Here is a 12,543-nt window from a genome sequence, read left to right on the forward strand (position 1 = left end):
ACAAAAATTTTAAACAGCAAAATAAATGTTAAAGTTTACCACAACTTTGAACGGTATATAACTATTTATAGAGAAAATGTGAAATATTTTCTCATAAAATGTGACCATTTTCAAACAAATACTGTTTACACAATAGAAACGATTCCAAAGTATCATAAACTATACTATAATGACTATATTGTAAATAGTATTAATGCTAGGGGTGAATAAGTTGGAACAGACGTTAAAAATAACGAATGTCCTATCAGATCCAACACGTTTCTCAATCTATCAATATATTACAAAACAGCATCAGGAAGTTACAGTCCAAGAAGTCGCAGACTCATTTAATATCCACCCAAACGTAGCAAGATTGCATCTATCTAAGCTTGAGGATGTTAATATGCTAATCTCGGAGACTAAGAAGACTGGAAAAGGAGGTAGACCCAGTAGATTATACCGTCTATCCGATGATGTTGTGCAGCTAAACTTTCCATTTAGAGACTATCAATTGCTATCGCAAATCGCAATTGGAACGTTAATGTCTCTTGGAGAAACTGGAATGCAAGGGTTATTAGAAACTGGTCGACGATTTGGTAAAGAAATTGTTGAAAAAGAGTTTAATAGAAACGGTGATCAACAATTAAGCTTTAAAGATAAACTTCATCTGCTTAAAGATGCTGCCTCATTATTAGGTTTTTATCCAGAATTTGACCACAATATTGAACAGACAAAAATATATTTTAAAATCTACAACTGTCCATTTAAAGAAGTAGCAACTCAAGATTCAGGTTCTGTTTGTAGAATGCATTTCGCCTTCTTGAACGGTATGTTTGAAAGCTTATTTAATAAAGTTCAGCTTATCGAAGAAGAAAATTTAATAAACGGTTGTGCATCATGTAAATATGTAGCAATCATCAATAATTAATTTTAATAAAGAAAGACGTTTCAGACATTTACACCGATGTGATTGTCCATTATAATAAGTAGAGTAATTATTACTCGCCTTTCGAGTTGTGAAGTTGTTGTAAAGGAGGGATACATAATGGGTAACATGTATCGTGTATTAGCATTTTGGACTGCGATTTTTAGTATCATGTTTTACCTAGGAGATATGTATGCTACATCGCTTCTATTTTTAGGAATTACAGGCTTCTTCCTAGCGGTTGGATTCTTGAAGCTATCTGAGCGTATGTATGTTTACATTTTTGGAGCCTTTTTAACTGTTTTCTTTATTGGCTTCACATACTGGACAACATTTATGATGCCACTAGGTGCAGTCGGACATTAAAAACAAAAAGGAATGCGAATTTAAAGTTTTCAAAACGGTAAAGGACATTGCAAATTATGCATTGTCCTTTTACTTTTCTACAGAAGAACACTTTTTGTCATTTGAAGTCCTTTCAGATCGCTGGTTGAAAGCAAAAACCACGCTTTCAAAAGCTCCTTCAAGTACATCCTCGCGACTATTTTTGCTATATTTCCTGAATTGACGTATGTTGTAAAATATCCTCAACTGATAAATCATCCAGCCCTTTTTGATGAATCATCACAGTAAAGCTTGAGCTTATCCCGTCATCAGCCAAAAGTGTCCGAATCGCACGATTTTGTTTACTTACTTCAGAAAATGGATTTGGATCATAATGATCCTGAAGGTATTGTAGAATACCTCCTCTAAATAAAAATTCAGTCTGTTTCATCATCTCAACCGTGATTAAACCGGCTTTATTTCCACTTTTCTTAAATGCATCTAAATGGATATGGGTTGTTAAATCCATCTCACCAGGATAAAGTAAAGGATTGTTTATTAGATTATGTTTATAGTAACCTCGTAGACTCCCGTCCCGATGAATTGGCTCAAGCCACTGTTCATTTGTATAACCATAATCGATTGTCACCATAATGCCTTCGTCAAACCAATTCTTTGTTTGCTCAATCCATTTTGTCATTGAAACCGGTATTTCAATTCTTTGACCTTCTTCTAAACATAATTCATAAACATCCATCCACATAAGGAGCTCTTCGTTGTTACAAGGGATAAGAACTTCAATTAATTGATTTTGTTCATTTACCGAAACCCTTACCTCATAAATTATTCCCGACTTTTTTTGAACGACATCCACGGGAAACGCATCAAACAACTCATTAGAAAGTACGATTCCTGTGAATCCTCCTATCTTTGTATTCAGCTCATGAATGGTTTCAAACTGAATCACCTTATCGATATGTTCAATGGTTTCCCGCTGAACTTGCCGGTGGTATGGACTCATCTCGACAATATAATATTCCAATGCTTGAAATAGATCGCTTTCCTTACGTTCCCATTCGTTTAATATGTAATTTGCAAGCCGCCCTGTACCGCCGCCTATTTCACAAATCCGCAATGGCAATGTTCCAGTTTTGGTTAGTTTTATAAATATATCACTGAGAACCTTAGCAAACACATTATGAACATTACTGCTTGTATAAAAGTCGCCGGCTTTACCTATTTTTGTTTTATCCTTCATATAGTAGCCAAGCTGACGATCATATAACACATACTCCATATATTGAGAATAGGAAATACTCCCCACTTCTGAAGACTTAATTAAATGAACAATTTGATCAAGCAAGAATACTACCCCTTTGCATTTTCACCATTGACATAGTGTTAAATGTGTTTTATAGTCTATATAGTGAATAAAGAATTCCCATTTGAACAATTAAACATACCCCCAAGAAACCCTTCCGAAATAAAAGGAAGGGTTTCTTATTTATCAAAACCCGTTCAGAAAAGGATTCATATTCATTTCTTTCCCAATTGTTGTTAATGGGCCATGACCAGAAGCAACGATCGTTTCCTCTGGGAGCACTAATAGCTTCTCATGTATGCTTTGTATTAATTGCCGGTGTGAGCCACCAGGTAAATCTGTTCTGCCTATGCTTCTAGCGAATAGCGCATCACCTGAGAATACAATCGTTTTCTCCTTCATGTAGAAAGATACACTTCCTGGTGAATGACCAGGTGTTTCATATACTTCGAAACAGAAAGAACCGATTTGTAATAAACCCTCTTCTGTTAAAACTTCATTTGCTCCTTTAGCTGTAATTTCCTCACGCAATCCAAAATATTTGGACCCATTTAATGATGGATTTGACAGCCAATCCTGCTCGTTTTCATGAACATAGACAGGGCAGCTCCATTTTCCAGTAATATCATCGACAGCTCCAATATGGTCAAAATGAGCATGAGTTAACAGGATCGCTATTGGAGTTAGACCTTTTTGTTCGAGGTTTTTAATTAACCGCTTTCCTTCACTTCCGGGATCAATAATTATGCATTCCTTTTGCTCGTCCTCGATAATATAAGCATTCGTTTGGAGTGGACCTAACGGGATCTGTTTCCACTTTAATTCCATTTAAAGACCTCCGTTTGCATATTCTTTTTTTATATTTTACACTATCTATAAAAGTATTTCTTGTACACATATTCAAATCTTTTAAAATTTGACACAGACATGTCTATTTTTGTCCTCGACAAAACTATCATAAACGATTAAAATAAGGGACAGGTGCAATTTATATTACATAATTCCTAAATTAAAATGGGTATATTTAAATGTAAGGGGGTAAAACAGTGGGTCTTGTTATCATTTTTACATTAGTAACATTATTATGTGCATACGGTACTTTGCGCTCTTTAAAAGCTAAGAACATGCTTGGAATCTTCTTTGCAGGGGCTTCTGTACTTGTGTTCGGTTGGTTTACTGTCATGACATTCATTGGAATTCTTGGCGGTCATGGTGTGCCAGGCGCTCACTAATTTCAACTCACAGTCCTAATAAAGGAGCGGTCCATAAAGTCATAAAAGACTTTTGGACAGCTTCTTTTTATTTTGTTGTAATAGTTATTAAATCAAACACCTGCTTAGTCGTTACATTGATCATTTTTTCTAGCTGCTGTCCCAACAAACACCACTCACCATTTGGTGAAAGCTTAATAGGGATGTTATTTGGTACTGTAGTTAACACTTCCGCCTCAACGCTACCATCCATTGACATCATAGTTAGTTTAAATCCTTCATTGTATTCAGTAATATCACCTGAACGGTATGGTGTCATATAATAAAATAATTTTTTCTGTTTATCATAATCATGACTAGGAAGCCACCAAGCCTCTGAGAAAGTATTTAAAACCGGAATATTTACATCTTTAATTCTTTCTCCTGTTATTGAATCGTAGAAACTGTACAATGATTCGGTACTATTACTTGGGTTAACTGAAATTGCCACAACTATATTATGATGAGCAAAAAACATAATACAATGTTCTAACCATTTTTCTTCTTTAAATGTTGTTAAGTTTTTCAAATATAATGGAGCGTCAATTTTTGGTTCTGTTTGATCCCATTTTAAATAACCTATTTGGTCATTACCTGTCCATTGCACGAAGGGATTATTAACCTGAACCTGTGTCATAATTCTTTTGCTAACATTAACTTTGTAGACCTCAAATTGTAAAGAAGGTAAAAACTTAGTCAAGATTAATTCATCATTTTTAAAAGGATTCCAACTAAATTGTAAATCATCAACAACTCCTGACCAAACAAATACTTCCTTTCCCATTTTATTTAATACGGATACTTTACTACCCCCACTTTTCTCTAATGTTTGAATAGCAAATAATGTGTGATCAGCATTCGCTTCAATTTTTACAAAAAATTCCTCAGATTGAAAAAAAAGATCAGTTTGGCCAGAATACAATTGCTTTAAATACAATGAGGATATACCGTTATTTTCAACCGAGTAAATGACAGTGCTATTATCATACCACTCATTAACCGAATTAAAATTCTGATTCTCTTTTAGTGAAATAGGTTTTATTAAACTACCTTCAAAAAAATCTTCAGTAATTGACTCTTTTACCTCGACATTTCTATCTATTATTGTGGCATCATTCACAACCTTAGGACTATTACAGCCAAATAATAGCGAACAGCATAGTAAAGCAATTATTTTTTTCATCTTTTCCCCCAAGAAAAACACCCCTCTCGTAAATGTCATCTTTTCAAGAGAAAGGTTATATGTAAACATCATTTTAAAGATTATTCTTGACCAACCATGCACCACCAATTACCCCAGCATTATTCCCTAGAGACGCAATAGCAAGATCAGTTGCCTCATATATCCGTGGAAGTGAGAATTGCTTAAAATACAGTGAAACTGAATTTAACAATAAGTCCCCCGCTTTTGAGACGCCCCCACCTAATACAATTTTACGGGGATTTATTGTAGTCGCGATATTAGCAATTGCTAAACCTAAATAATAACATGCTTTATCAAAGATTTCAGCTGCAAAATCATCTCCATCGCGGACACCCTCAACAACCATCTTTGCTGTTATAAAACCATAGTCAGAGTAGTTTTTATATAAAATACTTTCGGGATGCTTTGTTAAATCCTTCATAGCTAGCATCACTATACCTGTCGCAGAAGCAACAGTCTCAAGACATCCTTTTTTACCGCAATTACACGGGTAATCATTATCAATTACTGTAATATGACCAATTTCACCAGCCATCCCATTTGACCCATGGACAATTTCCCCGTTAACAATTACACCACCACCAACTCCAGTACCCAATGTAATGCATACAAGATCTTTGCAACCATAGCCAGCGCCCTTCCACATCTCACCTAGTGCTGCAATATTTGCGTCATTTTCAACAATAACAGGCAAATTGATTGCATCCTTTAGCTGTGATTTTAAGTCAAAATTTTTCCAGCCGATATTAATAGCTTCGTAAATAAAACCAGTTCTCGCATGAATAAAACCCGGAGCACCAATCCCAATTCCTTTAAAATTTGACTTTGTTTCACCTAGTTCCTGTAACTTGCTATCGATCGAAACGGATATATCCTTAACGATATGTTTCCCCGCATCGCTAGTGTTTGTTGGAATTTCCCATTTGGATACTATTTCACCATTCTGTGATACAATTGCAATTTTTATCGCTGTTCCGCCCACATCAATTCCGAGCAGCCCTTCTCCCATCGTAAACCATTCCTTTAATTTAGGCTATTTTGTTTAGCCTGTTCTCTACTTATTTCCTGACGAATCAATAGTAATGCCATTTGAAAATCCTTTATATCAATTAGTTGAGATCTATAAAGCTCACGGATTTCATCCTCCATTAATTCAAGATCGGCAATTCGATCCCCAATATATATAAAAACGCCGAACTGTTTGAGTAGCTGTCTAATATCATAGATCGTTCTCATCGTCCATCTCCCGCTTTAATAAAATTCTTCTTTAAGTATAGTAGAATTTGTTTACTTTAGCCATTGAAAAGAACAAAAAGCTTAAGTGCCTAAAGTTTTAACGATCTGGATCCTCTGGATGTAAAATAGCAGGTCTTTTTCGTTTTAATGGTATAGGTGCTCTAAATAGTACATCCCTAAATGCCCGATAAGAAAAAGGTATAAACGGCCAGAAATACGGTGTTTGAAATGATTTCATCTTGACCATTAGAATAATCCATGCTGTTATAGCGATAATAAAGCCATAAACTCCAAACCAAGCCGTAGCTACTAGAAATACAATACGAACTAAGCGGTTTGCTAAGCTCATTTCATAACTAGGCGTAGCAAACGTTCCAATCGCTGCAATTGATATATACAAGACAGTTTCATTTGTAAATAATCCTACTTCAACTGCTACTTGGCCAATCATTAATGCAGCAACTAATCCTAATGCTGTGGCAAGTGAGGATGGAGTATGTACTGCCGCCATTCTTAAAATATCAATCCCCAATTCAGCTAAAAGGAGCTGCGCAATTAATGGTACTTCTCCAGGATCATCGGGGCCGATAAACCGTAGTTGGTCTGGAAGGAATTCCGGATGAGTTGCAAATAAATACCATAGTGGTAATAAAAACAAGGCTGTCCAAATTGCAATAAAACGAATGACACGCAAGTACGCCCCAACTATCGGCTTTTGGCGATATTCCTCAGCGTGTTGAAGATGGTGCCAAAAGGTTGTAGGGGTAATCATGACACTTGGCGAGCCATCAATAATGATGACGACATGCCCTTCAAATAAATGTGAGGCCACTGTATCCGGTCTCTCTGTATAACGAACAATCGGGTATGGATTCCAATGCCTACCACCAATAAATTCCTCGATTGTTTTCTCTGCCATTGGTAAACCGTCAGTGTCAATATTTGTTAATGACTCTTTTATCTCCTTCACTAAATCAGGATCAGCTATATCTTCAATGTATGATATACAAACATCCGTTTTTGAACGCCGTCCAATTTGCATATATTCCATCCGTAAAGAACGGTCACGGACTCTTCTTCTTGTTAGTGCAGTATTAAATACGATAGTTTCAACATAGCCATCTCTCGACCCTCTAACTACTCGCTCCGTGTCTGGCTCCTCTGGCCCACGTACTGGATATGTTCTAGCATCAATAAGGATAACCTTGTTGATACCATCGACAACTAAGGCAGTTGGTCCTGCTAAAACAGTATCAACGACTGCATCTAAATCTTCACTTATTTCTACCTCAACATATGGAATATACGTTTTTAATAACCTTTCTAAAGGATTGCTATCCAAATCCTCAGGTTTTAGCTTTGCAAGTAGCTTTTGCAATAGATGCAAAATATCATCTTTTGCGAAGCCATCTATTAAAAACATAGCCATTTTCCGTCCTGCGTATTCCAAATCGAGATGAATGACATCAAAACTCTTATCTACACCTAGTTGTTCCTTTAAGTATTTGGCATTTGCTTCGATGTTTATTTCGACTTGATGCTTTATTTCTTTTTTACTTGGCAATGTATATCCTCCTAACATTGGCAATCTTCTAGATTCCATCATTAACCAATATTAGGGCAAACATACATTAATTAATCTGTTCTATTTGTTTCATCAAAAGTTGATATTGATGATCGTTTGGTTCAATTTTTAGCGCTGCTTCTATTGCTTCACTTGCTTTATCATAGTTCTGTTGATCAAAATATACTAGCGATAAATTATAATAAGCTTCATGAAAATCAGGTTTCTTTTCTACCACGTATTCCAAATGATGAATTGCCTTTTCAAAAAAACCTAATTTTATTTCTGTATACGAGAGAAGAAATATTATTTCAATTGGTAAATCATCCTGTTTTTGCTCTTGAATTAAATTAGATAATAATTGATATGCTTGTTCATCATTTCCTTCTTCTATTAATTGTCCTGCCATTTGCCCTACAACAAGTGGATCTTGAGGTTGGTCCTTGTATTTTACACCATAACCATAAATGGAACTGCTTAGCAAACATAAAATAACAAGAGCGACAAACTGTTTTGTATGCTTTTTATGCTTTGGTAGGTGAACAAACGCTGAGGCTAAGAAACCGCCAATTAAACCACCGATATGTGCTCCGTTATCAATCATGGGAACAACAAAACCGAGCCCCAAGTTTAATCCTAAAACTGCGATTACATTCATTCCCATTGTTCGGAAAAATAGGGAAGGATGTACAACTCCAAAGTAAAGTAGTGCGCCGAAACAACCAAAAATTGCACCTGAGGCTCCCGCTGAAACTTGTGTCGTAAACGCAAAGCTTACAATAGCTCCTAAAATCCCTGATGAAAAATAGATTATAAAAAAACGCCATGTCCCATAAATTCTTTCAACGGCTATTCCTAAGTAATAAAGCGCTACAGTATTCATAAATAAGTGAAAAAAGCCAATATGTAAAAAAACTGGAGAAATTAATCGCCACCACTCACCAGACAGGATTAATGGATTATACTTTGCCCCAAATTGTATAAGAGTTAATGTATCTGTACTGGAGCCAAACCATTCTAATAACAAGAACATTAGTATATTTACCGCAACCAAAATGTATGTTAGAAAAGGCTTTTTCGCAAAAAGAAGGCTTTTTTCTTTTTGAATTTTTGCTTTTTCTTCTTGACGGATCGATTGAATTAATTGTGGAATGTTCTGTTGTTCTTGCCATTCGTTATCATCTGTTTTGGATATTTGTAAGTTATTAAATAATTGAAGTAGCTTTTTAGAACGATTACTATGCTCAATTACAAATGTTGTAAGTTCATTACTATTACTTTTTTCTATTTGGTACTCCCAATCATCAACGGGTGGATATGTTGTTACATAAATGTTGAAAACCCTAAATTTTTTTCGATAGGTTTGCTTTTTCAAGTTATTCATTTGTCTTTTTACAGTATCGATGTCATGTAGTAACCAGTTAGTCCAATCGACATCATAGCGCAATAACCTTACGATTGTCCCATTTTTTCTATTTGATGATTCTAACCAAACCTCTCCATTCTCGTTCAAACTAAGCAAACGATAGTCATAGTTCAAAACGAGATCATAAACTAGGCTCCAATATAGTTGGTCTTGCTCCGAGGCGACTAACAACTAATCACCCTCTTTCTTCGATAATTTCCTTACCTAGTACTTCAATTACTTCGTTTAATGTTCTACATGTTTGCAGCGGTTGGTGATTGGTTGTCGGGACTTTTTCACGAGAATTAAGATAAATAGCATCCCAGCCCGCATTAATAGCACCAACTACATCCAACTCCCACGAATCACCAATATATAATGAAGGTGAGGATGTTGATTTGTTTAAGCTATGATGTGCAATCTCAAACAATTTTGAATTTGGCTTGGCAACTCCGTATTCCTGTGAAATAAAAATATTTTCAGGTGAAAACCACCTTTCAAAGTTCAGTGCTTTTAGCTTATTTTTCTGAACGTAGGTCCTTCCATTTGTGATTAAACCAAAAGGAATATTTCTTTCTGATAACTTGTTTAATAATAATGGCGCTGATTGAAACGGTTCTACAAATAAATGAACAATTGAATAGAAATAACTTTGAAATTCCCATGCCATCTCCGGTGTTATTTCAATTTGAAAATATTGGAGTGACTTAATAAACCTGATTTGTTGGTACTCCTGTTTCGACCAATTTTTCAATTTAATATTATCAAAAAGCTCATTACATTGCTTTTTAAATACTGGAAACCACTCATCTTTATCTGCCGGTTTTATTTGTGACCAATTCCCATCAAAGAAATGATGGAAGGTATAATGCATCCCTTTTTTAAATGCGGCCTCATAGTCAATTAACGTATTATCTAAATCTAAACAAACACAACCCCAATTCATAAAATACCACCATTCATATTTTCTTTTATCCTATTATACATACATTTTTTCCCTTTTTTAACCTAAAATGAAAAGGGGCTAAACAACAAAAAAGGTGCGGTTAAATAACCAACACCTTCTTAACGAAACATTTGACTCACGATTCGATTACGAACATATGGTAAGTTCATAAATGTTCTCACGGTCATTTTCCTCAACCATGGTTGACCAAGCACCATATTCATGATTTTGAATCGATTACGAAAAATAATTGTGGTGCTTATTGCTAGTAATAAAATACGTAATAGTAAGGTAGTCTGCATGTAAGATTTCCCTCCTTACTAATAGAATTCCTTATGAACTTAAGATTATCCAGCTAAATTTGCTATTTATCTTCTTTAATTGTTGTTAAAAATTGGAGCCATAGTATCCTTTAATACATGAACACTATGTGCAAACTTCTCTGTTTCTTCCTCATTTAGTTCTAAGTCTATAATTTCTCTGATTCCGTTTTGATTAACAATAGCAGGAACACCTATGTGTAAACCAGAATGACCATAATGTCCCTCTAAATAAGCAGAAACCGTTAATATTGAATTCTCATTATTTAAGATGGCTTTTGTTAACCGAACTAATCCCATCGCGATCCCATAAAACGTTGCACCTTTTCGATTAATGATATCGTATGCTGCATCACGGACATTAATGAAAATTTGGTTGAGGTCCTCTTTACAGTAGTTGGGATTATTCTTAATTATTTCTAAAATTGGCCGTCCACCAATATCAGCACTACTCCATACTGGCAGCTCGGTATCACCGTGTTCACCAATAATATAAGCATGAATATTTCGTGTATCAATTTGAAAGTACTTCCCTAATAAAAACCGAAATCTTGCTGTATCTAAAATTGTTCCAGAACCAATAACGCGTTCTTTCGACATATTAGAGAATTTCCAAGTTGCATATGTTAAAATGTCCACTGGGTTTGTTGCAACTAAAAATACTCCATTAAAACCACTAGCCATTACTTCAGTTACGATTGCTCTAAAAATATTTGTATTACGTTCGAGCAAATCTAAGCGAGTCTCACCAGGCTTTTGATTTGTACCAGCAGTGATAACAACAAGATCTGCATCTCTACAATCCGAATAGTCTCCATGCCAAATTTTCATAGCTGAAGGAGCAAACGGTAAACCATGGTTTAAATCCATAGAATCTCCTTCAGACTTTTCTTTGTTAACATCAATTAATACTAGTTCTTCAGCTATACCTTGATTCAGCAGAGCAAACGCATAGCTTGACCCCACAAAACCAGTTCCAATTAGGGCAATCCGTCGTGTATACCTTGTCATCATGCCACCCCACTGCTTTAGTTTTTGTTATAGTCCAATATACCTTGCGTATAGTGTTTTGGCTCTAACTTGATCTTCTGTCCCTTGAACAAGTACACGCCCATCCGGAAAAAGTACTAATCGCTCACCTTCTGGCAGTTCAACCTTTACTAAAAAGGGAGTTTTTTGAACTGTTCCAATTTGCTGGAGACGATCAGCCCATAATTGTAGATCAAATGATTCGCTTGCCCTTATTTGGACAGTTTCTCTTCCACATAATACTGTTATTATGTCTTTCTGAGCTAAATTTAATGCAGGGTATTGTTTTTGTTGACAAGTTGGACAATCTTTCCTTGGGGCAGTAAATTTCATTTCATAATGATAATTATTCCAAATATCGATAGTTTGTAGGTTTTTTCTTTGATTTTTTTTATCACCAACAAGATACTTTATTGCCTCTACTGCTTGGAAGGAAGCAACAATATCGACAATCGGCGAAATCACACCGATTGTATCACATGTTTGACCACCTTGATCACTTGAGGTAATAAAGCATCGTAAACAAGGGGTTTCATTTGGAACAAAGATTGCTGACATTCCTCTTGCGCTAACAGCTCCACCATAAACAAACGGAATTCCTTTTTTATAACAGGCATCGTTCAAAAGAAATCTTGTTTGAAAATTATCTGTTCCATCAACAACAATATCGATGTCATCCATTAATTGATCTATATTAGCAACTGACGCATCTGCAACAATCGCATCAATAACAATTTCTGAATTGATTTTAGAAAGCTTATTTTTTGCGGCAATTGCTTTCGGTAACGCAGCTTTTACATCATCCTCATCAAATAACATTTGCCGTTGCAGGTTGCTTTTTTCAACATAATCTCGGTCAACAAAGCGGACGAATCCAATTCCAGCGCGGACAAAATGATTGGCTAGTGCTGTGCCTAACGCTCCCATTCCGACAATAAGGACACGGCTATTGTTTAATCGCTTCTGCCCTTCTTTCCCAATAGGAGAAAACAACATTTGTCTAGAATACCTTGTATAATCAGTCATCATCCTTCAACTCC

At 35.5% G+C, this 12,543-nt stretch carries 14 protein-coding genes; 3 read left to right on the plus strand and 11 right to left on the minus strand.

Annotated elements, in window-relative coordinates; all coding sequences use genetic code 11:
• The first annotated feature begins 211 nt into the window (after positions 1 to 211).
• A complete protein-coding gene (locus D612_RS0112220; RefSeq protein ID WP_017755771.1) occupies positions 212 to 907 on the plus strand; it encodes a helix-turn-helix transcriptional regulator in 696 nt (231 codons plus the stop codon).
• Positions 908 to 1,024: 117 nt separating this feature from the next.
• Complete coding sequence (locus D612_RS0112225) at positions 1,025 to 1,270, plus strand: DUF2626 family protein (protein ID WP_017755772.1); 246 nt, start codon at positions 1,025 to 1,027, stop codon at positions 1,268 to 1,270.
• Positions 1,271 to 1,454: 184 nt separating this feature from the next.
• Here D612_RS0112225 and D612_RS0112230 read toward each other — a convergent pair whose 3' ends face one another.
• Both D612_RS0112230 and D612_RS0112235 read right to left on the minus strand, forming a co-directional pair.
• Complete coding sequence (locus tag D612_RS0112230; RefSeq protein WP_017755773.1) at positions 1,455 to 2,591, minus strand: class I SAM-dependent methyltransferase; 1,137 nt, start codon at positions 2,589 to 2,591, stop codon at positions 1,455 to 1,457.
• A gap of 144 nt (positions 2,592 to 2,735) precedes the next feature.
• Positions 2,736 to 3,377, minus strand: coding sequence for an MBL fold metallo-hydrolase (locus D612_RS0112235; protein WP_017755774.1), 642 nt, complete (start codon positions 3,375 to 3,377; stop codon positions 2,736 to 2,738).
• A gap of 218 nt (positions 3,378 to 3,595) precedes the next feature.
• On the opposite strand from D612_RS0112235, the gene D612_RS0112240 reads away from it, so the two are divergent.
• Entirely contained in the window at positions 3,596 to 3,781 is a 186-nt protein-coding gene (locus tag D612_RS0112240; RefSeq protein ID WP_017755775.1) for a DUF2759 domain-containing protein, read from the plus strand.
• 67 nt (positions 3,782 to 3,848) lie between these two features.
• On the opposite strand, the gene D612_RS0112245 is transcribed toward D612_RS0112240, so the two are convergent.
• The 9 genes from D612_RS0112245 to D612_RS0112285 form a co-directional block, all read right to left on the minus strand.
• On the minus strand, positions 3,849 to 4,982 hold the full coding sequence (locus tag D612_RS0112245) for a YqgU-like beta propeller domain-containing protein (RefSeq protein WP_154649487.1): 1,134 nt from the start codon (positions 4,980 to 4,982) through the stop codon (positions 3,849 to 3,851).
• A 73-nt stretch (positions 4,983 to 5,055) separates the two neighbouring features.
• The gene (locus D612_RS0112250) at positions 5,056 to 6,012 is read right to left on the minus strand and encodes an ROK family glucokinase (protein WP_017755777.1); all 957 of its coding nucleotides are present in this window, start codon (positions 6,010 to 6,012) and stop codon (positions 5,056 to 5,058) included.
• Positions 6,013 to 6,026: 14 nt separating this feature from the next.
• Positions 6,027 to 6,239, minus strand: coding sequence for a YqgQ family protein (locus D612_RS0112255; protein WP_017755778.1), 213 nt, complete (start codon positions 6,237 to 6,239; stop codon positions 6,027 to 6,029).
• Positions 6,240 to 6,336: 97 nt separating this feature from the next.
• Complete coding sequence (locus tag D612_RS0112260) at positions 6,337 to 7,842, minus strand: spore germination protein (protein WP_407637463.1); 1,506 nt, start codon at positions 7,840 to 7,842, stop codon at positions 6,337 to 6,339.
• A 28-nt stretch (positions 7,843 to 7,870) separates the two neighbouring features.
• Positions 7,871 to 9,400, minus strand: a complete 1,530-nt coding sequence (locus D612_RS0112265; protein ID WP_017755780.1) for a rhomboid family intramembrane serine protease — start codon at positions 9,398 to 9,400, stop codon at positions 7,871 to 7,873.
• Positions 9,401 to 9,404: 4 nt separating this feature from the next.
• Entirely contained in the window at positions 9,405 to 10,154 is a 750-nt protein-coding gene (locus D612_RS0112270; protein ID WP_017755781.1) for an HAD family hydrolase, read from the minus strand.
• Positions 10,155 to 10,273: 119 nt separating this feature from the next.
• Entirely contained in the window at positions 10,274 to 10,456 is a 183-nt protein-coding gene (locus D612_RS0112275; protein WP_017755782.1) for a hypothetical protein, read from the minus strand.
• Positions 10,457 to 10,531: 75 nt separating this feature from the next.
• Positions 10,532 to 11,485, minus strand: coding sequence for an L-lactate dehydrogenase (locus D612_RS0112280; protein WP_017755783.1), 954 nt, complete (start codon positions 11,483 to 11,485; stop codon positions 10,532 to 10,534).
• Positions 11,486 to 11,512: 27 nt separating this feature from the next.
• Positions 11,513 to 12,532 carry a ThiF family adenylyltransferase gene (locus D612_RS0112285; protein ID WP_017755784.1) on the minus strand — a complete coding sequence of 340 codons (1,020 nt, stop codon included), beginning with the start codon at positions 12,530 to 12,532 and terminating at the stop codon, positions 11,513 to 11,515.
• Positions 12,533 to 12,543: the final 11 nt, after the last annotated feature.

The organism is Calidifontibacillus oryziterrae, from assembly GCF_000331575.1.
Taxonomy (GTDB): domain Bacteria; phylum Bacillota; class Bacilli; order Bacillales; family Bacillaceae_J; genus Calidifontibacillus_A; species Calidifontibacillus_A oryziterrae.

What these genes read in the sequence shown, in the direction of transcription:
- D612_RS0112255 (WP_017755778.1), bottom strand. Translation starts at nt 6,239, where the DNA reads ATGAGAACGATCTATGATATTAGACAGCTACTCAAACAGTTCGGCGTT.
- D612_RS0112225 (WP_017755772.1), top strand. Translation starts at nt 1,025, where the DNA reads ATGGGTAACATGTATCGTGTATTAGCATTTTGGACTGCGATTTTTAGT.
- D612_RS0112235 (WP_017755774.1), bottom strand. Translation starts at nt 3,377, where the DNA reads ATGGAATTAAAGTGGAAACAGATCCCGTTAGGTCCACTCCAAACGAAT.
- D612_RS0112285 (WP_017755784.1), bottom strand. Translation starts at nt 12,532, where the DNA reads ATGATGACTGATTATACAAGGTATTCTAGACAAATGTTGTTTTCTCCT.
- D612_RS0112280 (WP_017755783.1), bottom strand. Translation starts at nt 11,485, where the DNA reads ATGACAAGGTATACACGACGGATTGCCCTAATTGGAACTGGTTTTGTG.
- D612_RS0112245 (WP_154649487.1), bottom strand. Translation starts at nt 4,982, where the DNA reads ATGAAAAAAATAATTGCTTTACTATGCTGTTCGCTATTATTTGGCTGT.
- D612_RS0112260 (WP_407637463.1), bottom strand. Translation starts at nt 7,842, where the DNA reads ATGGAATCTAGAAGATTGCCAATGTTAGGAGGATATACATTGCCAAGT.
- D612_RS0112275 (WP_017755782.1), bottom strand. Translation starts at nt 10,456, where the DNA reads ATGCAGACTACCTTACTATTACGTATTTTATTACTAGCAATAAGCACC.
- D612_RS0112250 (WP_017755777.1), bottom strand. Translation starts at nt 6,012, where the DNA reads ATGGGAGAAGGGCTGCTCGGAATTGATGTGGGCGGAACAGCGATAAAA.
- D612_RS0112270 (WP_017755781.1), bottom strand. Translation starts at nt 10,154, where the DNA reads ATGAATTGGGGTTGTGTTTGTTTAGATTTAGATAATACGTTAATTGAC.